Origin of the sequence: Streptomyces sp. NPDC001401 (assembly GCF_042895385.1) — a bacterium.
In the GTDB taxonomy this organism is placed as follows: Bacteria; Actinomycetota; Actinomycetes; order Streptomycetales; family Streptomycetaceae; genus Streptomyces.
Genome location: NZ_JBIAWI010000009.1, coordinates 20,526 through 44,462, shown reverse-complemented (window position 1 = coordinate 44,462; position 23,937 = coordinate 20,526). Strand labels below are relative to the sequence as shown.

Sequence of the window (23,937 nt, the reverse complement as noted above, 5' to 3'; positions counted from 1 at the left end):
ACGAAGGACAACGCGGCGACCGAACAGTACGACGGCTACAAGGTGCAGGCCGTGCTGAACGAGATCGACGGCTACGACCACGGCCGCACCCACCAGGTCGGCACCCCCGCGGTCTTCGGCATGAACTTCCAGTCGGTGTCTACCGCCCAGAAGCTGCCCACCTCCGACGGCCTGACGGGCGGCTACCAGGCGAAGGGCGTTCCCGGACCGCTGCTGGCGAAGAACCTCGACTTCGTCGACCAGCAGGTCGGGGCGTTCCTCGCCGAACTCCACAAGCAGCACCTGGACCGCAGCACCACGGTCGTCCTCTCGGCCAAGCACGGGCAGTCGCCGACCGACCCGAAGGCGCTGACCCGCATCGACGACGGCGCCCTCCTGGACGGGCTCAACGCCGCCTGGAAGGCCGCCCACCCCGGTGCCGGCGACCTGGTCGCACACGCCGCGAACGACGATGCGATGCTCCTCTGGCTCACCGACCGCTCCCAGGCCGCCACCGACTTCGCCAAGGCGTACCTGCTCGGCCGGTCCGGCACCGGAAACGGCATCGACGGCACGGCCAAGCCCTTCACGGCGAGCGGCCTCAAGACCGTGTACGCGGGCGCCGAGGCCGCCCGCTACTTCCACACCCGGCCGGGCGACTCCCGCGTCCCCGACCTGTTCGGCATCACCCAGTACGGCGTCGTCTACACCGGCGGCAAGGGCAAGATCGCCGAGCACGGGGGCGCCCACGCCGACGACCTCGACGTCCCGCTCGTCGTCTCCGGCGCCGCCACCCCGCAGGGCGTCAGCATCGGCGCCCGGGTGCGGACCACGCAGATCGCCCCGACGATCCTGCGGCTCCTGGGCCTGAGCTCCCAGTCCCTGGACGCCGTACGCATCGAGCACACGCGGGCGCTCCCCCTGCACTGACACGGACCCGAGACCAGCAGGATGAGCGCTTGGCCGCACGGACGACCGGGCCAGGCGCTCATCCTCCGTGGTGTCAGTAGCCGACGGTGAAGCGCCGGCCCAGATGGCGCGGGTTCCCGATCTCGTCGACGAGCGCGACTGCGTAGTCCTCGTACGAGATGCGGGCCTGTCCGTCGTCCCCGACGACGGGGCTGTCCAGCCCGGTGCGGTAGCGGCCGGTGCGCTCGCCCGGGGCGAAGTGGACCGGCGGCGGGGAGAAGTAGGTCCAGGTGACGTCGTCAGCCAGGGCACGGTACGCGTCGAGAGCCCGGATCTGGCCGATCGCATACGGCTTGAACTCCTCGGGGAAGTCGGGGGCGTCGTAGAACCGCACGCCGTCTGCGTTGAGCAGGCTCGCGCCGCCGCCCATGTGCACGATGCGCGGGCCGGCGGGCCCCAGCTCCCGGACCGCCGCGGCGGCCGTGGCCACGGCGTCGGGGTAGAGGGTGGCGTCGGGCCCGCCGACGGTCAGCACCAGCGCGTCGGCGTCCTTGGCCAGGGCGGCCACCGTCTGCGCGTCGGTCACGTCGCCGGCCACCACCCGTACGCCGTCGGGGAGTTGGCGCAGCCGGGAGATGTCCCGGGCGACGGCGGTGACCTCATGGCCGCGTGCGGCGGCCTCGGCGACGACGCGGGAGCCCGCCTTGCCGGCGGCCCCGAACACCACCATCCTGCTCATCGGTCGCTCACTTTCCTTATGGCGTCGGGCAGTTCAGGCGTTCTGCGTGCCGAAGAGGTACTGGTTGCCGATGTCGATCAGGAACGGGGCACCGTAGGACGGATGGCGCTCCAGGATCGCCTTCTTGTACGCCTCCCCGTCGTCGCCGAGCAGCTCGCGCGCATCGGCCAGGTAGCGGCGCAGCTCTCCGTACACCTCCGGCCCGGCGGGCAGGCCGTGTCCGGCCAGGATCGTGTCGTAGGACGAGTCGGCGGCCAGCTGCTCCACGGCTCGCTGCCAGCCGGCGAGGTCGTTGTTGCCCAGGAACAGGTGGACGGCGTGGTAGACGAGGTCCTGGGCGACCAGCACGCCCTGCTCGGGCAGCTTGATCACCAGTTCGTCGGCGGCCTCGCCGCCCGAGACGGCCTCGAAGACGAACGGGACACCGTCGATGACCTCCGCACCCGGGACGATCTCCACGGTCGGCGTCACGTCCGCGACCGGGATGACCACACCGGTGGGGTCCTGTGCGTCGCCCTGCGCGGCGATCTGCTCGCGCACGGCGGCCAGTGCGTGCACCGGCACGCCGAAGCGGCCGGCGCCGTGGAAGTGGTCGGGGTGGGCGTGGGTGACGATCAGCCGGTCCAGAGGCTTCCCGAGGCCCTTCGCGTACGACACGACCTCGTCGGCATACGCGAGCGCGTACTGCGCGTCGACGGCGATCACCCGGGCCGGGGTCTCGATCAGCTGGGTGGTGACATTCAGACTGTCGGCCGGGGACATGTAGCTGTGAACGCGAACCGCGCCCTTGTCCACGACCGTAACCGTGCCGTGCATGATGGCTGCTCCCTCGCTCGGTCGGACGGCATCCGGTCTGCCGCACCGCTCCTTCCACTCTCACCGGGCGGGGACGCGGAGGCGAGATATCCTGGGGACCCGTGATGGTCGAAAACGGACATGAGCGAGGTTTCCGTGCCGACGCCGGAGGTCACCGACACACTCCGTCCCGCTGACGGCCCGATCCCCGGCTTCGGCTTCAATCCGCCGACCGCTCCGGTGCCCGGCTTCGAGATCACCGACCTCGCCGCCCTGCACGCCCGGATGGCCGACGGCACTCTCGAACGGATCCACCGCGTCGACTTCCACACCATCACGCTGATCACCGACGGGAGCGGGGAGCACGCCGTCGACTTCGTCAGCCACCCGTGCCGCCCCGGCACACTGCTGTGGATCCGCCCCGGCCAGGTCCAGCGCTTCGGCCGCCCCGGTGCGATGAACGGCCGGCACCTGATGTTCACCCCGTCCTTCCCGGCCCACCTGCCCGGCACCGACCGGCTGATCCACGAGTGGTACGGCCCCGTCTGCCGGCAGCTCGGCACCGGCCACGACTACGCCACTCTGGCCACCCTGCTGGCCCAGCTGCGGGCCGAGTTCACCCGGCCGCACGGCTCGGTGTCGCCAGAGATCCTCCAACTCCAGCTCGCCACGCTGCTGTTGCACATCGACCGCCTGCCACAGTCCGGCGCGACGGGCGACCAGCACGCCGGCACCGAGATCTACACGCGCTTCCGCGCCGAACTCGAACGCTCCTACGCCACCACCCGCCGCGCCGAGGACTACGCCCGGCGCCTGGGCTACACCGTCAAGACCCTCACCCGCGCCTGCCTGGCCGCAACCGGACAGCCCGTCAAGCAGGTCATCGACGCACGGGTCGCCCTGGAGGCCCAGCGGCTGCTGGCACACACCGACACACCGGTCGCGCTCATCGCCCGCCGCCTCGGCTTCTCGGAAGCCACCAACTTCGGCAAGTTCTTCGCCCGCCACACCGGCACCGCCCCCGGCGACTTCCGCCGCGCCCATCAAAACCCGCGGTGAGTGCACATTGCCAACCAGCAGCGACAGCACCAAGGCTTGTCAACTCTCCACAAAACAACAGCGCGAGCACCGTCCTCCCGCAACCGAGCGGAAATCGGGTTGTGTCATCCGCGATCCCCCTCTACGGTCCTGATTCAACACCCGCGTCGGCAGCGCACCCCGTCCTTACCGACCGGCGCGCCGAGAGGTGTCTTCTGCGGGCCGACCCCTGCCCGTGTTGCACGCGGGCGATCCGCCGGACCACGGCTGTTCCCTCGTCAGCCCCACCCCTCCCACCGGCACTTTGTGGCCAGGGGATCCTTGTGATCAGTCACCCGCTGCTGCGCCTCCTGCGCGATGCACGCTGCCTCACCTGCGCCCCCCTGTCCTCCGACGACTGCGGCAGCCCGGAGGCTGAACCGACGCCATGACCCACTCCCCCGCCCCGCCCCGCGACCGCTCCTTCGTCGTCATCGGCGAAACCAACCTCGCCCGCCACGTCTGTGCCTCCCTGCGCGACGGCGCACACACCGTCCGGCACCTGACCGGGCCCGGCGACGAGGAACTGCGCGCCGCCATGACACCACCGCCGGACGCGGTGGCCGTGCTGCTGCACGACGACGTCGCCGCCCTGCGCTACGCCCTGGCCGTCGCCCACATGTCCGCCCACACCCCCATCACCGTCACCATCTTCGACCGGACCATGGCCGGTGAACTGCTGCGGCTGCTCCCGCAATGCCACGTGACCTCCCCGGCCGACCTGGCAGCCCCCGCCCTGGCCGGCCCCTGCCTCGACCCCGCCATTGCCGCCCTGTCCCACACCAACGGCCACCCGCACGCCGTCCAGATCGCCGACGGCCGGCCCCCGTCCACCCAGCCCTGGCAACCGGAGCGAGCCGACCGCCGCTTCCAACTCGGGCGAATAGCCGGGCAGTTGCGCCCCCATGACGCCGGAACACGGCTGCTGCTCACCGGCCTGCTGGGCATGCTCGCCGTCCTCCTGGCCGACTTCAGTTGGCTGCTCACGCTCGGACACCACCCCGCGCAGGCTCTGTTCGACGCCGCCCGCGTCGTCGCCACCGTCGGCCCGGCGGCCGCGCCCCACCACTCCACTGTGTATCCGGTGGCGGCCGGCACGTTCATGCTCGCCACGATCGTCTTCAGCGCCATGTTCACCGCCGGCCTCATCGACCGCATGCTCGGCCCCCGACTGGTCGGACTCATCGGACCCCGCACCATCCCCCGCGCAGGTCATGTCATCGTCGTCGGCATCGGCCAGGTCGGCCTGCGCCTGTGCGGTGAACTACGGCGCCTGGGCGTCCCCGTGGTCGGCGTGTAGCGGGACCCCGACGCACCGGGTGTCCGCCTCGCCCGTTCCCTGGGCATCCCGGTCCTGACCGGCCACGGCGGCGACCGGGCCGTCCTGGAAAAGCTCCACCTCGACCGCGCCCGGGCCCTGGCCGCCGTCGGCTCCGACGACCTCGACAACATCGCCGTCGCCATCGCCGCACACGGCGTCTCCCCCGGAACACGCGTCGTCCTGCGCGCAGGCGAGCACGAGGCCATCGCCGAGACCCGCTCCCTGCTGCCCCTGGGCACCATCCGCGACGTCACCAGCCTGTCCGCCGCCTACGTCCTGGCCCGCCTCCTGGACACACCGGCCACCGGCGTCGTCGCCCACCAGCACCGCATGTTCGTCCAACTGCCCGCGGACACCTTCAAGCCCTGGCCGCTCGCGGCCCGTCACGGATGCGCCCATGTGGACATCGCCCTGTCCTCCTGACGAGTGGTACGCCGACAAGCACGGCACCGGTACTCCAGCTCCCGCCGGTTCCCCATCCGGCGCTGAAATGCCGCCTGCGCCAGGGATGTTCGGGGCCTGCGGTTACCAGCCTCCGGCCCAGGTCGCGGCGCACTGCGGTGTTCAGCGGGGTGGTACGGGCGAACAGACACAGATCACCGGCATCGGTATAGCGGCCCAGCAACAGAGTGAGTGGACTCCTCAGCGAGCCCGTCGGACCGGGGCGATGCCGACCATCCAACCCTGACGTGCGCCCGTTGCGTGCGGGTGGGCTGAGCGGGCGATACCGCTGACCGACAGCCGCTCACGGTGGAAGACGTCGACCATGCCCTCGACCTGGTCGCTGCCGGAGCCGATGCTCGCCACACCCACATCGCGCCCCACGCTGGTTCCCGGGCACGCGGCCGAGCCGAAGTGGGACGGCTAGCGGGCTTTGCTGGGCCGGTGGACCGGCGAGGAGATCCTGATCCGTTCGCGCCGCGGCGGGAACCTGATGGGCGCCTTTCCCGAGATCGTCGCCGCGGCTTCGCAGCTGCCCGAGGACACCGCGCTCGACGGCGTTATGTGACCTGCGGGGGTGTCTCAGCCCCAAGGTGCCTCAGGCGGCGCAGCTCCCATGGACGAGACGTGACGGGCGTCGCGGCCACGTGCCGCAGCGGCCGCTCAGAGGTGGCCGTCCAGGAACTTCCGTACCTCGGCGATGGTCATAGGCCCCGCGCCGTGCGCCACCGCCTCTCCCTCCTTCAGCAGGACGTAGGACGGGGCTCCGCTGATTCCGTATCGCTCGGTTGCGGCCGGACAACGCGTGATGTCCGCGCGGACGGCCGTCAGGCGGCCCGTGTAGTCGTCGGCGATGCCACCCATGACGAGGTCCATCACCCGGCAGGGCTCGATTGCCTTGGGCCATGTCCCGGTGAAGTATGCGAGGACCGGAACTGCGCTCATCCCGAGGATGAAATTGAATTCCGCGTCTTCACGGGGTCGGTGAACCCGCTTCGTCATGGAAGCTCCTGACCTCACGTTCCGTCATTCCATCCCCATCATCCCTCGCGCGGTGTGCCAGGCCGGCCCGGTCGGTCGTCCGGTTGACCTGTCGGAAGGGAGGCACGGGGCCGTCGCAGAACCACGGTGGTCCCCGGCGCGAGCCGCCCGGCCCCCCTGGTGACCCGGCCTCGCCGCCCCGCCGGTCACCCAGCTGCAGCACGCCGCACGCCCGTGGGTCGGCTCGTGCCAGGACAGCGCCCTCCACGACGACATGAAAGCCGTTTTCCGGGGCGTAGCGGCCCAGATCATCGACCAGATGCTCGATGAGCGCGCCGACGAGCGGGCCGGTGCGCATCGTCCACCGGATCCAGTCGAGCCGTATCCGTCACCGCGCTTCTCAGAGACAGCGCCCCCGACGGGCTTCCCGAGGCCTTGTCTGGTCTTCACATCAACCCCCGGTCTCAGCTGGCTCATACCGCTCTTCGACGGGCCGCATGAGCCAGCTGATGGCACCCAGAACGAGGGCGATTCCTGGACCGCTCGCGGACGCGGTCGTGGACGGTCGAAGTACGCGTCAGCTGACCCGAAGACCGACCGCCAGCGTCAGTTCAAGGACCCGGTGTGGCGATGCGAGATCCGGAAACAGCTCCCGCAGCTGCGACATCCGGTACCGGACTGTCTGGGGATGGACGAACAACTCAGCCGCCACCTCGTCCCGTCTGCCCTGGTGCAGCAGCCACGCCCGCAACGTCTCCTCCAGCCGCCGTGCGGTCGCGACAGGCAAGGTCCGCAACGGTGCGAGGGCTCGGGCACGCAGGTCTGCGAACGCGTCCACGTCGGCGCTCAGCACCAGCTCGGGCAGGTGGTCCTCGGTGTCGCGAATGTCAGAGGAGAGGGACCGCGCGCGTACGGCTCGTGCGTACGAGGCGGACGCACGAGTCCATGGCCGGGCCGGGCCGACCACGGCGGTGCGGTCGGTCAGCTGCCGCAAGAGATGTGATCGGTCGGCGTCGGGGACGAGCAGCACACCGGTGGAATCGGGCAGATCGTCGAGGACGAGGGCGCTCGGGTCGAGCGCGCGGTAGGCAGGCCGGGCCTGGGCGGCGGGCAGCAGGACGGCGGTCAGTGAAACCGGAGGCTGCCACCCGGCCCGTTGAGCAGAGGCCAGCAGCACGTCCGGGCTCGCGTCGGCGAGGAGGTCGCGGGCCAGGTGTTCCAGGTGGCGCTCCTGGTCCCTGCCCCGGGCGGCCAGTTCGTCGGCGTGGCCCGCGGCGCTCGCGGCGGAGAGCTCGTCGATGTAGGCGAAGGTCAGCTCGGCGAACTTGGCGACCTCGGCGGCGGGCAGACCGGCGGGTACGGCACCCGCTGCCAGGCATCGCCAGGCCACGCGGGCGCCGACGCGGTAGGCGCTGAGCAGGGCGTCCATCGAACGGCCGTCGCGCACCTCGCCGCGGCCCAGCTCGTAGGCTGCGTCACCGGCGTCGCCGCCTGTGGCGTTCCCGCTCGCGAGGTCCAGGTAGTGCCCCAGGGCGGTGCGGACGGCTCGGCGGATGGTGGCGCCCATGTGGCCCGACAGGGCGTTGGCGTAGGGAGGGACCTCGTCGATGATCGCCTGGACGACCTCGTCGGCGGTGGTCTTCAGCGCGGCCCGAAGTGCGGTGACCGTCGTCTCATCCAGGGCCAGTTCGCTGACCCTCCGGATTGCATGGCTCATGTTTTTGTTCCCTGCGAACAATTCAGCCGACCAGATTTACGTCCTGCGGTCAGGACTTTACGCCTTGAGGCGCAGCAGGCTGGAGTCATGACGAGTACAGCCCTCCGCAGTAGGGCGTGGAAACTGCTGGAGATGGTCACGACGCCACTGCTGCCGTCGGACTACCTCGACCTGGTCAGCCCGCTACGTGCGGGCGCTGACCTGCGTGGGCGCATCGAGGCCGTGCACCCCGAGACGGGTGACGCCGCGACCATCGTGATCAGGCCGGGACGGGGCTGGCGCGGCCACACGGCCGGTCAGTACGTGCGGATCGGGGTCGACGTCGACGGGGTGCGCCTGTGGCGTGCGTACTCGCTCACTTCACCGGCAAAGCGCCAGGACGGCCGCGTCACGATCACCGTGAAGGCGATCCCGGACGGCAAGGTCAGCAACCACCTGGTCCGCAGGACCAGACCGGGCACGCTGATCCAGCTCGACCAGCCGACCGGTGACTTCGTGCTGCCGCAGGCCAAGCCCGCCAAGGTGCTCTACCTGACGGCCGGCAGCGGCATCACGCCCGTGATGGGCATGCTGCGCGACACCGAGTTCGACGACGTCGTCATGGTCCACTGCGCGCCACAGCCGCAAGACGTGATCTTCCGCAACGAACTGCACGACCTGGTCGCGGACAAGAAGCTGCGGCTCACCGAGGTGCACACCGACACAGACGGCATGCTCGACATCGCCCGTCTCGACGAACTCGTGCCCGACTGGGCCGAGCGCGAGACCTGGGCCTGCGGGCCCGCGGGCCTGCTCGACGCCGCCGAAGAGCACTGGACCGAGCACGGCGTACAAGAGCGCCTGCACACCGAACGCTTCCGCCCCAGCATCGCCGTCGTCGGCGACGGTGGCGAGGTCACGTTCAGCACCACCGGCAAGACCGTCGACGCGGACGGCGCCACGCCGTTGCTGGACATCGGCGAGGAGGCCGGCGTGCTCATGCCCTCCGGGTGCCGCATGGGCATCTGCTTCGGCTGCGTCACGCCGCTCAAGGCGGGCGCCGTCCGCGACCTGCGCACCGGCGAGATCACCGAAGCCGAGCCGGGCGTCCTCATCCAGACCTGCGTGTCCGCCGCGGCGGGCCCCTGCGACATCGAACGGTAGGAGCACCTTGACCGCCATCGACCCCACCGCCCACCTGACCGCGGAGCAGATCGAGGAACTCGGCCGAGAGCTGGACGCGATCCGCGACGAGGTGATCGCCGGCCGCGGCGAGAAAGACGCCGCCTACATCCGTAAGGTCATCTCGGCGCAGCGCAAGCTCGAGCTGGTCAGCAGGGGCGTGCTGCTGTTCTCGATCTTCCCGCCCGCGTGGCTGCTCGGCACCGCCGGTCTGTCCGTGGCGAAGATCATGGACAACATGGAGATCGGCCACAACATCCTGCACGGCCAGTGGGACTGGATGCGAGACCCGAAGATCCACTCCACGACCTGGGAGTGGGATCACGTCTCGCCGTCCGAGCAGTGGAAGCACTCGCACAACGAGCTGCACCACACGTACACCAACGTGATCGGCAAGGACAACGACCTCGGCTACGGCATCATGCGCGTCGACGAGGACCAGAAGTGGCACCCGTTCCACCTCGGCCAGCCGCTGTGGAACTTCATCAACGCCTGCTTCTTCGAGTACGGCATCGCAGCGTACGACCTGGAGCTCGGCAAGAACCTGCACAAGCGCCGCCGCAACAACCCGGAGTTCCGCGCGCGGGCCAGGGCCGTGGGCCGCAAGATCCGCAAGCAGGTGCTCAAGGACTACGTGATCCACCCGCTGCTGTCGGGCCCGTCGTTCCTGCCCACGCTCGCCGCCACGTTCACCGCGAACCTGGTCCGCAACATCTGGTCCCACTCGGTGATCATGTGCGGGCACTTCCCCGAGGGCGTGCAGGTCTTCGAGCGCCGGTCGATCAAGGGCGAGACTCGCGGCCAGTGGTACCTGCGCCAGATGATGGGCTCGGCGAACATCAGCGGCAGCAAGGCCATGCACTTCATGACCGGCAACCTCTCCCACCAGATCGAGCACCACCTCTTCCCGGACCTGCCGAGCAACCGGTACGCCGAGGTCGCGGTGAAGGTGCGCGCGCTGTTCGAGAAGTACGAGCTGGAGTACGTCACCGGGCCGCTGCCCAAGCAGGTGTTCTCCGCGTGGCACAAGGTCTTCCGGCTCTCGCTGCCGAACAAGAAGCCCACAGTCAAGGTCAAGACGCCGGACCGCGAACAGGAACTCGTCGCGGCCTGATTGCCGGTATTGGTTCAGATCTTTGGGCCGTACCGGCGGCAGCGCCGGGTTCGGTGAGATCCGTTGCGGACGGGGGCGGCCGCGACATCAGACCGTACGACACGGGATCCGGGCAGCCCGGTGTCCGGCTGCGCTGCCTGGACGTGCGCCAGGAGCTCAGCACACAGCGCCCGGCGAGGTGTTGTAGTGCACTGACCTGCCGTGGTCGGGCCGGTAGTCGGGTGCGTACGCGCACTCGGTTTGCCGACGGGCGGGCTGAGTGGAGGGCATGGGCTGTGACGTGGACACTGCCGGAACCGATGTTCGCCGCCCCTGTGTCCGACCCTGCGCTGCTGCCGGGTTATGGATGGGGTTTCGTTCTGTCCGTTGTCCACTTCGGGCATGGGTCAGGGCCCTCCGGTGTGAAGGGCCCTGGCCCCGTGGCGGCGTCGGTTCTGCCAGCCGCACCCCGACGCGGTCGCGAACGCGTCCTCCAAGCTTTCGATGCTGCCCTGCGCGGCGACGCGCAGGGCACCGTGTCCGGGATCGCCCGCGCCGCGAGCGCCGCCCGTCGCGGCCTCAAGTTCTTCTCTCAGCTGCCGGTTCTTCAAGGTGATCCACCGGATGCGGCAGGCGGCGAGTGCCGCCACCAGGCACATAGGTCAGGACCAGAGGACTTCGGTGGCCTGACGCGCCGCGTCTTGCCTCCGCACTCGCCGGCGATGACCCTTTTCAGTTCACGCGCTGTCGGCGGGCAGCGTCGGGTAGTCGGTGTAGCCGCGGTGGTCGCCGCCGTAGAAGGTGGCCGCATCGGGGGTGTTGTAGGGGCCGCCGTCTGCGAGGCGGGCGGGCAGGTCCGGGTTGGCCAGGAACAGCGCGCCGAAGGCGATGATGTCCGCGGTGCCGTCCTCGATGTGGTTGAGAGCGCCGGGGCCGGTGGTCTCGGGGTGGGTGAAGGGGTTGAGGATGAACGCCGTCGGCCACTCCTTGCGCAGCCGGGCGGTCAGGACGCGGTCCGGGCTCTCGACCAGGTGCAGGTAGGCGAGGTCCAGCCGGGCGAGACCGGCGATCAGGGTGGTGTAGGTCTCCAGCACGTTGGCCGGGTCGGTCTCGGCGATGTCGTTGTAGGGGTTGCCGGGAGAGATACGGAAGCCGGTCCGGTGGCCGCCGATCGCCTCCGCGACGGCCGTGGCGACCTCGATGCCGAAGCGGGCCCGGTCCGCGGCGCCGCCTCCCCACCTGTCGGTGCGCAGATTGGTGTTGGGGGCGAGGAACTGGTGGATAAGGTAGCCGTTCGCCCCGTGGATCTCCACGCCGTCGAAACCGGCGGCGATCGCGTTGCGCGCGGCGTCGGCGTAGTCGGCGATCGTCTGGGCGATGCCGTCGGGGTCCAGTTCCTTCGGCGTGACGTAGTCCTGGGGGCCCTGGTAGGTGAACACCTGACCCGCCGCCGCGACGGAGGAGGGGGCGACGGGGAGGAGTCCGTCGGGCAGCAGGCTGGGGTGGCTGATCCGGCCGGTGTGCATCAGCTGCGCGAAGATCGTGCCGCCCTGGGCATGGACGGCGTCGGTCACCTTCCGCCAGGCGTCGACCTGCTGGGCGGAGTGCAGGCCGGGGGTGTTGGTGTAGCCCTGGCCGCCGACCGACGGCTGTATGCCCTCGGTGATGATCAGGCCGGCGCTCGCGCGCTGGGCGTAATAGGTCGCCATCAGCTCCGTCGCCGTGGCGGCAGGAGCATCCGCGCGGCTGCGGGTCATCGGCGCCATAGCGATGCGGTTGGCGAGCGTCTTGCCGCTCAGGTCGATCGGGTCGAACGCGGTGGTCATGGCAGCTTCCTTCGAAGAATGGGTCGAGTGAAAGAGACAGGCGGCAGCACGGTCCTGCGGGATGTCGGGGAACTGGTGATCGACAGAACAGAGACCTCAGCAATCCCCATGCCGCTGGTCAGAGGCGCTTTCTGCTTTGCCGATCAACAGTCGGACAGCCTGCTTCACGAAAGGCGCGGGCTCAGCTGAGCGGCACGTCCGCGACAGCCTTGAGGTGGCTGAATGCCTCCAGGGAGTACCGGCCGTGGTACCGGCCCATGCCGCTTTCGCCGACGCCCCCGAAAGGCAGGCCGGGCATGAGCAGCTGCATCACCGGCTGGCCCCAGGCGACGCCGCCGGAGGACGTCTCCTTCACCAGGCGCGACTTGATGGCCTCGGAGGTGGTGAAGGCGTAGAGCGCGAGGGGCTTGTCGCGTTCGTTGATGAAGGCGATAGCGGCATCGAGGTCTTCGACTTCGACGACGGCGAGGATCGGACCGAAGATCTCCTCCTGCATGACCGGCGATGCGGGGTCGACATCGGTGAGCACCGTCGGTGCGATGAACAGGTCGTCACGGTCGTGCTGGCCTCCCACCGCCGCCCGGCCGGAATCCAGCAGACGCGTGAGCCGGTCGAAATGCCGCTCGTTGATGATCCGGCCGAAGTCGGCTGCGGTCTGCGGAGCGGAGCCGAACTGGGCTTCGACCGCCGCGCGCAGGGCGGGAACCAGCGCGGCGGCAGTGGCAGGATCAGCCAGAACGTAGTCAGGGGCTATGCACTGCTGCCCCGCGTTGCCGAACTTGGCACCGACCAGCCGCTTCGCGGTCTCGTCCACATCGGCGTCGGGCGCCACGAAGACCGGCGACTTGCCCCCGAGCTCAAGCGTGACCGGGGTGAGGTTCTTGGCTGCCGCGGCCATGACGATCCGGCCGACCGTACCATTGCCCGTGTAGAAGATCTGGTCGAAACGCTGCGCCAGCAGGTCCGTGGTCTCCTCGGCGCCCCCCTCGACCACGGTGAGCACGTCGGCGTCGAAGTACTCACGCAGCAGGCGTGAAGCGACCGCCGAGGTGTGCACCGACATCTCGCTCGGCTTGGCCACCACGGTGTTCCCGGCGGCCAGCGCGCCGATGATGGGGTCGATGAGAAGGTGTAGCGGGAAATTCCACGGAGCGATCACCAGGACGACCCCGAGCGGGTCGTACGTGGTGTAGGCCGTGGTCGTGGGACCGAAGTGGGCGGGAACCTCCACCGGGCGAGGCTGAAGCCAGTTCTCAAGATTCGCCAGTGCCTCGTCGATGTCGGCGACGGTGAAGTCGATCTCCTGAGTCTTGGCCTCGGCGGCGTTCTTCCTCAGGTCCGCCCAGAGGGCTTCGATCAGTTCCTGCTCGTTCTCGACCAGCAGCGCCCGCAGCCGCTGCAGCTGGTTGACGCGCCAGTCCAGCCCGCGGGTGACGCCGGTGTTGAACGTCGCACGAAGGCGGCCGACCACCTCCGCAGCCGTTTCCGTCCGGTGCGTCCTCGACTCGATCCCCTGGGTTGCGCTCATGGGATGTGCTCCGTTCTTGATGCAAGCCACGCCCCGGCCGCCTTCCGGCCGGGCACGGTGGCCAGCGTCCTGGACGGGCCGGTATCCACCCAGGCCACGGCATTGCGTACGTGCGCGGTGCCTACCACTGGTTGGGTCAGGATGGTGTGCGTGCGACCGTGGATACTCGAGGCATGGACGAATACCCCGAACCGGTGCACGAGCCCGCCGCCGGCGCTCTGGACCCGCGTGCCGAGCTCAGTGAGTTCCTGCGCACCCGGCGGGCCCGGCTGAAACCGGAGGACGTGGGGCTGCGGGGCTTCGGACGGTACCGGCGGGTGCCGGGACTGCGCCGCGAGGAGCTGGCGCAGCTGGCCGGGGTGTCGGTGGCGTACTACACGCGGCTGGAGCAGGGCAACGGGCGGACCGTGTCGGCGGAGGTCCTCGACGCCATCGCCCGCGCGCTCAGGCTGAGCGACGCCGAGCACGCCCACCTCACGCACCTGGCGAAGCCGAAGCAGCACAAGAAGAAGCCGGCCGGCCGCGCCCAGCAGGTGCGGGGCCCCCTGCGGACGCTGCTGGACACCATGGACGGCGTCCCGGCGATCCTTGTGGGGCGGCGCTCGGACATCCTCGTCTGGAACCGGATGGCCGCGGCGGTCTTCGGCGACTGGGCCGAGCTGCCGGCGCGGGAGCAGAACTGGGCGCGGCTGGTGTTCCTGAGGCCCGAGTACCGCGACCTGTTCGTGGACTGGGAGCACAAAGCCAGCGACGTCGTCTCTCAGCTGCGCATGGACGCCGGCTCCCATCCGGACGACCCCCTGCTGTCCGCGCTGGTGGGCGAACTCTCCGTGAAGAGCGAGGAGTTCCGGCGGCTGTGGGCCACCCACGACGTCAAGGAGAAGTGCCACGGTATCCAGCGCCTGCACCACCCGCTCGTCGGCGAACTCGATCTCCGCCTCGAGTCGTTCCACCAGGCCGACGCCCACGAGCAGATGCTGGTGACCTACCACGCCGAACCGAACTCCCCGTCGGCGGAGGCTCTGCGACTGCTGGCCAGCTGGGGCGCGGATGCGACCCGGGCGGGAACGAGCACGCCGTCGGCACGCACGGCTTGACGAACTTTCCTTGATCATCGGTAGTCGGCTGCGCGCCACGCCCAGCGTCCTATCGCACGCCAGGCGCCTGCGGGGGTGTCGGATTCAGGAGGACCACAAGGCCCGCTTCAGGGCCCTTTGCTCACTCGGCATCGCAGAGTGACAGGCCCGTGAGTGGGCTGGCAGCGGCAGGGCTACGGGCGGATCGCGGGCTCCGCCGTCCTCCAGCGGGGTTTGCCCAACGTCTACTGCGACGTTGGCCCGCAGATACTCAAGCCGACCTGGCAACGGTTGAGATCAGCTCGGTGAACCGCCGGATGCGTGGTCCGCATGTCCGGTGGTGTGGAGGAGGGCCGGGCGACCCGGGCCGTCCTACCTGATTGCGTCAGTGGTGCGGGCCGCTACTTGAGCTCGAACAGCAGCGAGCGGACCTCGGTGCTTCCGGTGTTGCGCGTGGAGTGGTCCACGGCGGGGCTCCACATCGTCTCGCCAGCCGCGAGCGAGACCCTGGTGGTTTCACCAGACTCGTCGGTGAAGGCGACCTCCGCATCCGCGAGGTTGTAGACGAGGTTGTCGGCGTGGTGGTGCATGGTTGACGTGGCACCAGGCTGAAGCCGGGTCTCGAGCAGCCGTACCCGATCGTTCTCGAAGAGGATCTTGTATACATCGGGTGCCACCTGCACAGCGTCAGCTGCCATGGGAACCTCCTGGCTGAGGGACGAAGCGTCGTTGACCTGTTGGCGACGCCAGCTCCGGGCATACGGCCGTACACGGCGGGACAGCGAGGCCAGTGACCCCGGCCCTCGATCGTGATCCGCACCGCCAGGTCCTGCCGGCCCGCCACATAGCCACGGCCCAACCGCTCCCGCAGCAGCCGCTCGCGGGGGTTCCAGTGCGCGCCCTCGCGTCACCTTCGCCAAAACAGGTGGTGCGTCACTCCACTCGGGCTGGGCACGATCTCCAGGTGGAACCGGTCGAGCAGCTCCTCGGGGGACTCCCAGAGCCGCAGTCCGGACCCGAGCTTTACCGGCGAGACCGCCACATGCAGGGTGTCGACGAGGCCGGCATCAAGGAACTGCCGGATGGTGGTGACCCCGCCGCCGAGCCGGACGTCCTTGCCCTGCGCCGCTTCCCGCGCCCGTTCGAGGACCGTGCCCGGGCTGCCGTCGACGAAGTGGAACGTGGTGTCGGAGAGCGTGAACGACGGACGCGTGTGGTGGGTCATGACGAACACCGGGGTGCGGAACGGGGGCTGCTCGCCCCACCAGCCGCGCCACTCATGGTCCTGCCAGGGCCCGCGCTGGGGCCCGAACTTGTTGCGGCCCATGATCTCGGCGCCGATGTTGCGTGCGAAGTCCCGCGTGAAGTAGTCGTCGAGGCCCCTGCTCCCCCCGGGATCCGTGCGCATGGGCCAGCTCGCCGTGGCTCCGGCCCAGGCGAACAGTCTCTCGGGATGATCCTGGCCGAACGGCCGCTCGAGACTCTGGTGCTCACCGGCACCGATTCCGTCGCTCGAGACGTTGAAGTTCATGACTCTCAGCAGTTGATCCACGTGTGTCCTCGTCAGGTCCTGTCGCGTCATCGTGTGGCGAGGCGCCGCACATCATGACGTCGAACGGGACGTGGCCAGATCGACAGCGGCCCACGACTTTTCTCCGAGGCGTGTCAGAAAACGGCCCAGGCGTCGCACCGGACTTCACCGCCCGTCCAACCGCTCGGACCGCCAACCCGGCGAACCTACGCGGTCAGAGCAATAGAGAGGTAGAAGCAACGCAGCCGACTTAGGACTCCTAACAAAAGTGGTGGGCTTGACCTGGTCAGAGGTCGGTGTCGTGCACGAGGCCGCCGGGTAGCGGGACGCGGTCAGCCGCGCAATCGCACGCGATAAACCTGGCGACGTCGGCGATCATCCCCGGGATACTGGTCGCCCATGGATGAGGTCAAAGTCGTCGTCGCCCATTCCGAGCGCGCGACTCTGCGCGTCGGTGACGTGTTCTTGAAGGTGGACGCTGATCAGGCGCGCATCGACGTCGAGGTCGAGGCGATGTCCCTCGCGCCGGTCCCGACCCCGGAGGTCCTGTGGCGCAAGCCGCCCGTGCTCGCGATCGCCGCACTCCCGGGGACGACGCTCGGGCGCCTCGGCGGGCCGTCGACCGGGTCGCCGGCGGCGTGGGCCGCGGCGGGCGCCGCCATCCGGAAGCTGCACGAAGCGCCCCTGCCGCCCCGGACGGGCCGGGCCGGCCGGAGCATCGTCGCGCTGGCGGCGGAACTCGACGACGAGTGCGAGTTGCTCGTGACGAACGGCCTCCTGCCCGCCGGCCTGGTCACCCGCAACCGCCAGGTCGCCGAGGCCGCGCTCCGGCCGTGGACTGCGGCGTTCACACACGGCGACCTGCAGATCGCGCACCTCTTCGTCGACGGCGACGAGGTCACCGGCATCATCGACTGGTCCGAGGCGGGCCAGGGTGATGCCCTGTACGACCTCGCCACCTTCACGCTCGGCCACGAGGAGCACCTCGACCACGTCCTCGCCGGCTATGGCACCGACATCGACCTCGACGTGATCCACGCGTGGTGGTCGTTGCGAAGCCTGCTGATCATTCGCTGGCTGATCGAGCACGGCTTCGACCCCTTCGCGCCGGGCTGTGAGGTCGACGTGCTGAGATCCCGGATGTGAGGCTGCGCGGGCCCGACTGCTACGTATGCGTTCTGACGCATCGAGCAGGCCATCCCCTGGGGCGATCGCCCGCCCTCACTCTCAACAAAGTGCGGTGCGCAGTCGTCGCCAGCAGATGACGGCGCAGCCAAGGGTGACGAACGCGTGGTGAATGTCCTCGCGGATCTCCCAGCGGATACGCAGGCGGCGGAACCAGTGCAGCAGCGCGATCGCTCCTTCCACGACCCAGCGGTACACACCCAGGCCGGAGCCGTGCCCGGTGCCGCGCCGGGCGAGGCGCGGGGTGATCTGGAACCGGCGGACCTTGTCCCGGTAGACCTCGTGGTCATAGCCGCGGTCGGCGTACAGATACCTGGGGCGGCGCAGTGGCTGGCCGCGCTTGCCGCGGATCGGGGGGACGGCCTGGATCAGCGGGATCAGTTGGGTGATGTCGTTGCGGTTGCCGCCGGTGGTGATTGCCGCGAGCGGGATGCCGTGCGCTTCGACGATCAGGTGGTGCTTGCTGCCGGTCTTGCCCCGGTCCACCGGGGACGGACCGGTGGCCGGCCCGCCCTTCATCGCGCGGATGTGGCTGGAGTCGACAGCTGCGCGGGAGAAGTCCAGCAGGTCTGCGGCCCGCAGCTCGGAGAGCAGCAGCTCGTGCAACTGCTGCCAGACCCCGGCCTCGTTCCAGTCCCGCAGCCGTCGCCAGCAGGTCATCCCCGAGCCGAAGCCCAGCTCCTGGGGCAGAAACTCCCAGCGGATCCCGGTGTACAGCACGAATAGGATCCCGCACAGCACCCTGCGACCATCCAGACGCTTACGACCTGGACGCCGCGGATTACGTGGAACGACCGGCAGCAGCGGCTCGATCCGCGCCCACAACTCGTCGTCGATCTCCCAAGGTCTGGCAGCGGTCTTCCTCGTCTCGACTGGCTTGCACCCCCTTCGGCCAGCATCAACGAGAACTGACACACCGTCATTCCCAGAGGTCCAGAAGCCTCTTTTTGTTAGGAGTCGTTAGCCCTGCGCACTGACAGGTCACGCTGACGCAGACGCACGGGAGTGCTGATCAAGGACGCCGCAGGCACCCCTCGGGCAGCGCGGCTCCAGTGCTGCGCAGGTGCTCGATGGCCGCGGCGAGCGCCGGGGGATTATCGTCTGCTCCGCCGGTCACCGGGGAGACGAGCCGTACGAGGACGAGGCCCACACTCCCCCACCACGAGCCCCAACTCCGACCGCTCACAGCTGGGTTCACCGAAGGCGCCAACGCTCACCGCGACCAGGCACGAGCGCGTTGGCGTAAAGAGGGTGGGAACTGTCCCGCCAACACCACTGGCCCCCAGAGCGAAGGTGCACGCACACGCGAACCCACCATCACCCCATCCGCACCGAGCAATGTTGCCGGGACATGCGGAGCCAGAACATCATCCCAACCGGTCCCGGCAGAGCAACGAACAGGGCCGGTCTTGGACACGGGCCCATCCGACACTCACCGCAAAGTCATCCAGATGCCTTGCCCTGTCGCCAGCTGCCGACGCCCAGCTCAGACGTAATCTGCTGAGCGCGTCACCAACATCGCACAACCCCAGTCGGCCCGGGGCCCCTGCCCTCATCCATCAGGAGGCCCCGGCGCTCGCCCCTCGTCCTTGCAGCCGGTTCGGGATGGGGCGTAGCTCCCCCCATGCCCCAAAGGCCGTAAGGACGATGCCATGCGAGCCACCCACACCTGGTGACGGTGGGTCCTCGCGTCGGCGGCCGTCGCCCCCACCGCCGCTCAGGCGACGGCCGCCGCCCACCCTTCCAGACGCCTGTTCACCAAGGACACCACCGCCGCTCACCGTGGCACACAGCGCCATGACGAACATGGTTGCGGGCATTGGTACCAGGGGCGCTACGTCGCATCCCTGGACCCCGCCCAGTGCGGCGACCTCACGCGCGAAGGCGGGTTTCGCCGTGGTCGAGATCCGTGCGCGCGTGAAGTCACCACGCACGTTGACCAGCCACTTTCCGCCGTCGAGGGTGCTGAACCGACTTCTCACCATGTGTCGGCACATGCCCGCCCCAGCCACCTTTTCCGCTAGGGCGTGTTCGATGAGTCCGTTGCTGACGGCGCGGTTTCAGGCAGTGCTCGATTCAGGCACCTGCCGCCGTAACGACGGCGTCCGTCGCGAAGCCGAGCAGCAGGCCGAGGAGGATGCACCAGGTGGTGAGTGTCTTCAGCCCGGCCTTGCGGGCGACTGCCAGCAGTTCGATGACGACGTAGAGGATCGAGCCGGCGGCGAGGCCGAGGAAGGCGATCGACAGGGTGTCGTTGACCAGGTGCTGGCCGACGAGTGTGCCGAGGAACGTGGGGCCGCCGCCGATCACGCCGAGCAGCAACAGCGTCGGCCAGGACGGGCGTTCACCCTCGGCGGCCAGGGGCGCGACGATGCCGAAGCCCTCGGTCGCGTTGTGCAGGCCGAACCCGATGATCAGCAGGACGGCGAGGGACAGCTCCCCCTGGGCGGCGGAGTTGCCGATGGCGAGGCCCTCGGCGAAGTTGTGCAGGCCGATGCCGGTGGCGATCATCAGCGCCAGCGAGGCAGCCTGACTGCGGGTCTTCGGGGCCAGCTCGACGCTGGCTGCGGCACCGGGCCCGGCAGGCCGCGAGGAGGCGGCACGCCGACGGGCGATCCAGCTGTCGTAGTGCACGAGTCCGGCCAGTCCGATCGTCAGGCCGGCGATCAGTGTGATCCCGCCCGAGGCGACGGTTCCCCAGTCGTGCTCGGTCAGCGCCCCGTCGATCGGCTCCCAGGCATGGGTCAGTACGTCCCAGACGAGGAAGACCAGGATGCCGATGGCCACGGCGTTGAGTCCCGCCCTGAGGCGGGGAGTGGGTGTGCGAAGGCGACCGAGGGGGAGGCCGAGGTAGATGGTGAAGCCTGCGATGGCGCCGAGCAGGGCGACGTTCGCGCTGGACATGGGGACTCTCCGGTCTGTCGTGCACAGGAAGCGCCCAGAACCTAAGGGAGGCAAGGCTTGCCTAACAAGCCCCGAAGGGGGTCCTCGACAAAGCTTGGCGAAGTCATTACGTCAAGGTCGACCCCCAGCTCCCGGGCGGTCGTACGGCGTTGCCCCAGCGCCCGCCCACCGAGCAGTGCGGGCGAGGGGTAGTCGAACGGGTCCTCGTCGTAGCGGGCCTCGCGTTCGTGCGGTGGTCATGCCGTCCAACCACTCCCCCTTACATACCCCGGAAAAAAATCTCTCCGATTTTGCGTAATCCCTCCCACCCCGCCGGCCTCTCCTTGGACGAGCCCCCGACCGGGCCCCGAACCCACAGGAGACACACGTCCATGCACACCGACTTCCTCGTTGTCGGCAGCCGCGACCGGCTGGACGAGAGACGCACCCTCGTCAGGAACTGCATCCGAAGCGCCACGCTCAGCACCGACATCGCCGAGCGCGCAGGCATCCCAGCTGGGAGGCGCACCTCGTGAGCACCCACCGCCTGGACGTCCCCCAACTCCACCGCCGTCTCGACACCCGACGCCGGGAACTCGGCCTCACCTGGCGCGGTGTCGCCCAGCAGACACGGCTCGCTCCGGCCACGTTCAGCCGGATCACCAACGGCCATTCACTCGAAGCCGACGCGCTGGTCACCCTCTTGGTCTGGCTCGACCTCGACACCGACATCGCGGCCTTGATCGAACCCGGCGACAATCCGCTCCCCTGCCCAGGCTGCGGACGGGCCTTCCAGCCCAAGCGCGACGGCAGCATGCGCACCCACCCCTGTCAAAAGGCCGCCGAATAACCGCAGTTCGCCTCCTTCTCGCCGCAGGCGCCACTGCCCCGCTCGCCCGTCCCCCATGCGCCGCGAACATCACCGGAGCAAAGCCATGATCCCGTCCCTGCTCATCGTCAGCCTGCTGTGCCTGTCCACCGGCTACACCATCGTTTACCGCATGAGTCCCCGCGACCGCGCCACCGTGAGCGGCACCCCCGCTCAGGACGAGGCCGCGTTTCTCGCCGCCGAACGCGACCGCTTCGACGAGCTTGTCGCAGATCTCGACCTCCAAACCCCCAGACCCCACCAGGACCAGCACACCCTGACCCACCGCCACAGCATCAACACGATCACCAGTGACGCCCTCGACGCCCTGTACGCCGAACGTGACCGGCTGCACGAGCAACTCGACCAGGCGCACCACCGCTACGGCTCCCACGACGCCAGACAGCACGCCCGCACCGCGCCCCACCAGTCCACCGATCCTGCCGACGACCTGGTGGCCGCGCTTGTAGAGCAAGCCGCCAGGCAGGCCGCCGAACTCCATGTGCGACTCGCAGACGTCGAGACCAAGCGGGTCGGCGTATACCGCGAACGCGCCCATCTCCTCGGCTGGCTCGCCTCCCTTCACCACCACAACGCCTTCCTGACCGCGGCAACCGGCGTCGACGAACCCGGCTGGAAGCTGCTGCACCTCAACATCGCGGGACATAAGCTCTCCTGGCACATCGCACCACGTGACATCGAGCTGTTCGATCATGTGATGACTGTGCCGTTCACCGAGCCACGCGGCGAGTGGGACGGCAGCACCACCGACGAGAAGTACCAGCACATCCGCTTGCTGACATTCAGTCAGAAGAGCATGGCCGTCCACGCCCCGGCCCCGGCCCCGCCCGACCATGCTCGAAGTTCGAAAGCCGCCTCGGCCCCCGCGACCGCCCACAGCAGTACCCGCACCATGGCCACCCAGCCGAACGTCGACGCCCTCCTCGACGCCTACGCCCACCGAGGAACGGTCATCCAGCAAGCCGTGCGCCTGGTCGACACCGTCATCGACGCCCCATCCGTCCACGACGCCGAACAGCGATCTATGCAGGACTTCGCCCACAAGATCCGAAACACTCTCCTGTCTGCCGCACCGAAGACCGACACCTGAACAGGGCAACTGGCCATGCCAACCGGTCGAACGCCTCGGGACGGCAGAAGGAGCAGTCGCACTTCTTCGAGACGCTCGCGGAGGACCTGTGGACGCGAGCGAGATCGAGCTGTTCGAGGCCCTTCAAGGGCCCGGGTGGTGTGGGCGGCGTGTCTCATCGCGGCACTCGTGGGCAGCCTCGCAGCAGTGACTCGTCGCAGCTGCCGGCAGCCGTCCCCTACACATGGGCGCCGCCCGGCCCACCCCCTGATCGGCGCGTGCGCTGGGGAGAATTTGGGGAGTACGAGCGGTCCTGGGGAGCCCCTGGGGAGAATCGACTGCGTAGCGCCGCACGATCCCGAAAGACGATGAAAGACTCATTTACGCAGCTCAGGGGCGAGGATGCATGCATCGCGGCCGGTCAGCGCCACCCGGTAGACAACTTCAGCCGGGCCAGGCGGCCGGTGAACGGTGCCTTGGCCAGATACCCACTCACCGTACGGCCCAGCGCGGATGCTAGGTTCTCGCCGACGTGACAGTCTGAGGCGCTCCGCGCCAACCCTATGCAGGTCGGCGGGAAGTGCCGCTCGAGCAGCTGGGACAGACACCGCTGGAGCTCCCGGATCTGTACAGTCAACTGCTCGATACGCTCGGCCAGCAAGCACAGCGTGAACCGCGTGGCCCGCAGCAGCGGATCCTCGCCCTCATCGAGGTCGAGTTGTGCTTCACCCCGACCTACGCCTCGTGGGCCAACCCCATCGAAGCCCACTTCGGACCGCTGAGGCAGTTCACCATCGCCAACTCGAACTACCCCAACCACACCGTGCAGACCCAGGCGTTGCACGCCTACCTGCGGTGGCGGAACGCCAACGCCCGCCACCGGGACGTTCTGGCAGCCGAACCCAAGGAACGCGCCCGCATCCGCAGCGAGGAGGGCATCCGCTGGGACGGTCGGCCCCTCGCCACGGCGGTGTGACCGCCAGCGATATGTGGCCAGGGGCGGTCGCAGGACCCCTGGTGACCAGCCCGTGCTCACGGGTGGTTGGCCATTTTGCTCAGCGGTAGCTGGTCAGTACGGTAGCGATTCGTCGCATGCTGGGCCGAGGCATGCTTCGTGGGGCGCAGCAGTCGGCTACTCGCCGGTGGCGCCATCGATGGCCTCGCGGAGGAGATCCGCATGGCCGACGTGCCGGGCGTACTCCTCGATCACGTGCTCAAGGACGAACCGCACATCGGTGTCTCCGAACTCCGGATTCGGCACGATACGCGCGAGGTCGACGGTCACCTTCGCGAATACCTGCCGCGACTCCTCGCACGCCTTCAGGTAGTCCTCGTAGACGTCCCTGGCCGGCGTAGCGTCCGACTCGTCGTACCACTCGCCACCGTCAGCGGTGACGTAGGTCCGATAGCGGAAGAAGCGAGGCGTCGTGCCCGCCAACGTCCGCTGGAACCAGGCACGCTCAACCCCCTGCAGATGGCGCATGAGCCCCAGCAGGGTCAACGCCGACGACCGCACAGGACGTAGCCGCAGTTGTGCATCCGAGAGGCCCTCGCACTTCCACAAGAAGGTCGCTCGGTGGTAATCGAGATTCGAGGCGATCACCTCCAGCCACGGGCCCGATACTGCGCGCTCAGGCCGGACGATCTTCTGGACCACAATGTCGCTCACGCTGGAGCCTCCTTAGCGGTCATCAAGCTTGGTCGAGTTTGTACGTGCCCACGATCCGAGGACTGGGC

At 69.0% G+C, this 23,937-nt stretch carries 24 protein-coding genes and 1 pseudogene; 13 read left to right on the top strand and 12 right to left on the bottom strand.

Annotation, left to right across the window (positions count from 1 at the left end; genetic code table 11):
- Positions 1-51 precede the first annotated feature (51 nt).
- Positions 52-909, top strand: a complete 858-nt coding sequence (locus ACFY10_RS27805; RefSeq protein WP_390667927.1) for an alkaline phosphatase family protein — start codon at positions 52-54, stop codon at positions 907-909.
- Between the two features lie 73 nt (positions 910-982).
- On the opposite strand, the gene ACFY10_RS27800 is transcribed toward ACFY10_RS27805, so the two are convergent.
- Both ACFY10_RS27800 and ACFY10_RS27795 read right to left on the bottom strand, forming a co-directional pair.
- Positions 983-1,627, bottom strand: a complete 645-nt coding sequence (locus ACFY10_RS27800) for an NAD(P)-dependent oxidoreductase (RefSeq protein ID WP_390667926.1) — start codon at positions 1,625-1,627, stop codon at positions 983-985.
- Between the two features lie 33 nt (positions 1,628-1,660).
- Entirely contained in the window at positions 1,661-2,443 is a 783-nt protein-coding gene (locus ACFY10_RS27795) for an MBL fold metallo-hydrolase (protein ID WP_390667925.1), read from the bottom strand.
- A gap of 120 nt (positions 2,444-2,563) precedes the next feature.
- Here ACFY10_RS27795 and ACFY10_RS27790 point away from each other — a divergent pair, with 120 nt between their 5' ends.
- The 3 genes from ACFY10_RS27790 (at position 2,564) to ACFY10_RS27780 (ending at position 5,243) form a co-directional block, all read left to right on the top strand.
- Positions 2,564-3,481, top strand: coding sequence for a helix-turn-helix domain-containing protein (locus ACFY10_RS27790; RefSeq protein ID WP_390667924.1), 918 nt, complete (start codon positions 2,564-2,566; stop codon positions 3,479-3,481).
- A 406-nt stretch (positions 3,482-3,887) separates the two neighbouring features.
- Complete coding sequence (locus tag ACFY10_RS27785; protein ID WP_390667923.1) at positions 3,888-4,799, top strand: hypothetical protein; 912 nt, start codon at positions 3,888-3,890, stop codon at positions 4,797-4,799.
- Between the two features lie 39 nt (positions 4,800-4,838).
- Positions 4,839-5,243, top strand: coding sequence for an NAD-binding protein (locus ACFY10_RS27780; RefSeq protein WP_390668238.1), 405 nt, complete (start codon positions 4,839-4,841; stop codon positions 5,241-5,243).
- A gap of 219 nt (positions 5,244-5,462) precedes the next feature.
- On the opposite strand, the gene ACFY10_RS27775 is transcribed toward ACFY10_RS27780, so the two are convergent.
- On the bottom strand, positions 5,463-5,645 hold the full coding sequence (locus tag ACFY10_RS27775) for a hypothetical protein (protein WP_390667922.1): 183 nt from the start codon (positions 5,643-5,645) through the stop codon (positions 5,463-5,465).
- Between the two features lie 49 nt (positions 5,646-5,694).
- Here ACFY10_RS27775 and ACFY10_RS27770 point away from each other — a divergent pair, with 49 nt between their 5' ends.
- Positions 5,695-5,829, top strand: a complete 135-nt coding sequence (locus tag ACFY10_RS27770) for a hypothetical protein (protein WP_390667921.1) — start codon at positions 5,695-5,697, stop codon at positions 5,827-5,829.
- Positions 5,830-5,924: 95 nt separating this feature from the next.
- Here the strand turns inward: ACFY10_RS27770 and ACFY10_RS27765 are convergent, their stop codons facing one another.
- Both ACFY10_RS27765 and ACFY10_RS27760 read right to left on the bottom strand, forming a co-directional pair.
- Positions 5,925-6,263 carry a thioredoxin family protein gene (locus tag ACFY10_RS27765; RefSeq protein ID WP_390667920.1) on the bottom strand — a complete coding sequence of 113 codons (339 nt, stop codon included), beginning with the start codon at positions 6,261-6,263 and terminating at the stop codon, positions 5,925-5,927.
- A 556-nt stretch (positions 6,264-6,819) separates the two neighbouring features.
- The gene (locus ACFY10_RS27760) at positions 6,820-7,959 is read right to left on the bottom strand and encodes a PucR family transcriptional regulator (RefSeq protein WP_390667919.1); all 1,140 of its coding nucleotides are present in this window, start codon (positions 7,957-7,959) and stop codon (positions 6,820-6,822) included.
- 87 nt (positions 7,960-8,046) lie between these two features.
- Between ACFY10_RS27760 and ACFY10_RS27755 the strand changes: the two genes are divergently transcribed.
- Together ACFY10_RS27755 and ACFY10_RS27750 are read left to right on the top strand one after the other, a co-directional pair.
- A complete protein-coding gene (locus ACFY10_RS27755; protein WP_390667918.1) occupies positions 8,047-9,102 on the top strand; it encodes a ferredoxin reductase in 1,056 nt (351 codons plus the stop codon).
- A gap of 7 nt (positions 9,103-9,109) precedes the next feature.
- The gene (locus tag ACFY10_RS27750) at positions 9,110-10,234 is read left to right on the top strand and encodes a fatty acid desaturase family protein (protein WP_390667917.1); all 1,125 of its coding nucleotides are present in this window, start codon (positions 9,110-9,112) and stop codon (positions 10,232-10,234) included.
- 716 nt (positions 10,235-10,950) lie between these two features.
- Here ACFY10_RS27750 and ACFY10_RS27745 read toward each other — a convergent pair.
- The gene (locus ACFY10_RS27745; protein WP_390667916.1) at positions 10,951-12,039 is read right to left on the bottom strand and encodes an alkene reductase; all 1,089 of its coding nucleotides are present in this window, start codon (positions 12,037-12,039) and stop codon (positions 10,951-10,953) included.
- A 181-nt stretch (positions 12,040-12,220) separates the two neighbouring features.
- A complete protein-coding gene (locus ACFY10_RS27740; RefSeq protein ID WP_390667915.1) occupies positions 12,221-13,567 on the bottom strand; it encodes an aldehyde dehydrogenase family protein in 1,347 nt (448 codons plus the stop codon).
- 173 nt (positions 13,568-13,740) lie between these two features.
- Between ACFY10_RS27740 and ACFY10_RS27735 the strand changes: the two genes are divergently transcribed.
- Positions 13,741-14,664 carry a helix-turn-helix domain-containing protein gene (locus tag ACFY10_RS27735; RefSeq protein ID WP_390667914.1) on the top strand — a complete coding sequence of 308 codons (924 nt, stop codon included), beginning with the start codon at positions 13,741-13,743 and terminating at the stop codon, positions 14,662-14,664.
- 380 nt (positions 14,665-15,044) lie between these two features.
- Here the strand turns inward: ACFY10_RS27735 and ACFY10_RS27730 are convergent, their stop codons facing one another.
- On the bottom strand, positions 15,045-15,341 hold the full coding sequence (locus tag ACFY10_RS27730) for a hypothetical protein (RefSeq protein WP_390667913.1): 297 nt from the start codon (positions 15,339-15,341) through the stop codon (positions 15,045-15,047).
- Positions 15,342-15,550: 209 nt separating this feature from the next.
- Positions 15,551-16,195, bottom strand: a complete 645-nt coding sequence (locus ACFY10_RS27725) for a dihydrofolate reductase family protein (RefSeq protein WP_390667912.1) — start codon at positions 16,193-16,195, stop codon at positions 15,551-15,553.
- Positions 16,196-16,573: 378 nt separating this feature from the next.
- Here ACFY10_RS27725 and ACFY10_RS27720 point away from each other — a divergent pair, with 378 nt between their 5' ends.
- A complete protein-coding gene (locus ACFY10_RS27720; protein WP_390667911.1) occupies positions 16,574-17,320 on the top strand; it encodes a phosphotransferase family protein in 747 nt (248 codons plus the stop codon).
- A gap of 81 nt (positions 17,321-17,401) precedes the next feature.
- On the opposite strand, the gene ACFY10_RS27715 is transcribed toward ACFY10_RS27720, so the two are convergent.
- Together ACFY10_RS27715 and ACFY10_RS27710 are read right to left on the bottom strand one after the other, a co-directional pair.
- Positions 17,402-18,196 carry an IS5 family transposase gene (locus tag ACFY10_RS27715; RefSeq protein ID WP_390668237.1) on the bottom strand — a complete coding sequence of 265 codons (795 nt, stop codon included), beginning with the start codon at positions 18,194-18,196 and terminating at the stop codon, positions 17,402-17,404.
- Positions 18,197-19,435: 1,239 nt separating this feature from the next.
- The gene (locus tag ACFY10_RS27710; protein ID WP_390667909.1) at positions 19,436-20,263 is read right to left on the bottom strand and encodes a ZIP family metal transporter; all 828 of its coding nucleotides are present in this window, start codon (positions 20,261-20,263) and stop codon (positions 19,436-19,438) included.
- A 371-nt stretch (positions 20,264-20,634) separates the two neighbouring features.
- Here ACFY10_RS27710 and ACFY10_RS27705 point away from each other — a divergent pair, with 371 nt between their 5' ends.
- The 4 genes and pseudogenes from ACFY10_RS27705 to ACFY10_RS27690 form a co-directional block, all read left to right on the top strand.
- Complete coding sequence (locus ACFY10_RS27705; RefSeq protein ID WP_390667908.1) at positions 20,635-20,778, top strand: hypothetical protein; 144 nt, start codon at positions 20,635-20,637, stop codon at positions 20,776-20,778.
- Positions 20,775-21,092 (top strand): hypothetical protein, encoded by a 318-nt coding sequence (locus ACFY10_RS27700; RefSeq protein ID WP_390667907.1) that lies wholly within the window; start codon positions 20,775-20,777, stop codon positions 21,090-21,092. The genes ACFY10_RS27705 and ACFY10_RS27700 overlap by 4 nt, the downstream gene beginning before the upstream one ends.
- 85 nt (positions 21,093-21,177) lie before the next feature.
- Entirely contained in the window at positions 21,178-22,221 is a 1,044-nt protein-coding gene (locus tag ACFY10_RS27695; protein ID WP_390667906.1) for a hypothetical protein, read from the top strand.
- Between the two features lie 688 nt (positions 22,222-22,909).
- Positions 22,910-23,176, top strand: a pseudogene (locus ACFY10_RS27690) (IS630 family transposase); the annotation flags it as partial.
- A 156-nt stretch (positions 23,177-23,332) separates the two neighbouring features.
- Here the strand turns inward: ACFY10_RS27690 and ACFY10_RS27685 are convergent.
- Positions 23,333-23,869 carry a DinB family protein gene (locus ACFY10_RS27685; RefSeq protein WP_390667905.1) on the bottom strand — a complete coding sequence of 179 codons (537 nt, stop codon included), beginning with the start codon at positions 23,867-23,869 and terminating at the stop codon, positions 23,333-23,335.
- Between the last annotated feature and the right edge of the window lie 68 nt (positions 23,870-23,937).

Bases quoted from the DNA above. Each gene is read 5' to 3' on its own strand.
- ACFY10_RS27800 (WP_390667926.1), bottom strand. From the start codon at position 1,627: ATGAGCAGGATGGTGGTGTTCGGGGCCGCCGGCAAGGCGGGCTCCCGC.
- ACFY10_RS27795 (WP_390667925.1), bottom strand. From the start codon at position 2,443: ATGCACGGCACGGTTACGGTCGTGGACAAGGGCGCGGTTCGCGTTCAC.
- ACFY10_RS27790 (WP_390667924.1), top strand. From the start codon at position 2,564: ATGAGCGAGGTTTCCGTGCCGACGCCGGAGGTCACCGACACACTCCGT.
- ACFY10_RS27785 (WP_390667923.1), top strand. From the start codon at position 3,888: ATGACCCACTCCCCCGCCCCGCCCCGCGACCGCTCCTTCGTCGTCATC.
- ACFY10_RS27765 (WP_390667920.1), bottom strand. From the start codon at position 6,263: ATGACGAAGCGGGTTCACCGACCCCGTGAAGACGCGGAATTCAATTTC.
- ACFY10_RS27760 (WP_390667919.1), bottom strand. From the start codon at position 7,959: ATGAGCCATGCAATCCGGAGGGTCAGCGAACTGGCCCTGGATGAGACG.
- ACFY10_RS27755 (WP_390667918.1), top strand. From the start codon at position 8,047: ATGACGAGTACAGCCCTCCGCAGTAGGGCGTGGAAACTGCTGGAGATG.
- ACFY10_RS27745 (WP_390667916.1), bottom strand. From the start codon at position 12,039: ATGACCACCGCGTTCGACCCGATCGACCTGAGCGGCAAGACGCTCGCC.
- ACFY10_RS27740 (WP_390667915.1), bottom strand. From the start codon at position 13,567: ATGAGCGCAACCCAGGGGATCGAGTCGAGGACGCACCGGACGGAAACG.
- ACFY10_RS27735 (WP_390667914.1), top strand. From the start codon at position 13,741: ATGGACGAATACCCCGAACCGGTGCACGAGCCCGCCGCCGGCGCTCTG.
- ACFY10_RS27730 (WP_390667913.1), bottom strand. From the start codon at position 15,341: ATGGCAGCTGACGCTGTGCAGGTGGCACCCGATGTATACAAGATCCTC.
- ACFY10_RS27720 (WP_390667911.1), top strand. From the start codon at position 16,574: ATGGATGAGGTCAAAGTCGTCGTCGCCCATTCCGAGCGCGCGACTCTG.
- ACFY10_RS27710 (WP_390667909.1), bottom strand. From the start codon at position 20,263: ATGTCCAGCGCGAACGTCGCCCTGCTCGGCGCCATCGCAGGCTTCACC.
- ACFY10_RS27705 (WP_390667908.1), top strand. From the start codon at position 20,635: ATGCACACCGACTTCCTCGTTGTCGGCAGCCGCGACCGGCTGGACGAG.
- ACFY10_RS27695 (WP_390667906.1), top strand. From the start codon at position 21,178: ATGATCCCGTCCCTGCTCATCGTCAGCCTGCTGTGCCTGTCCACCGGC.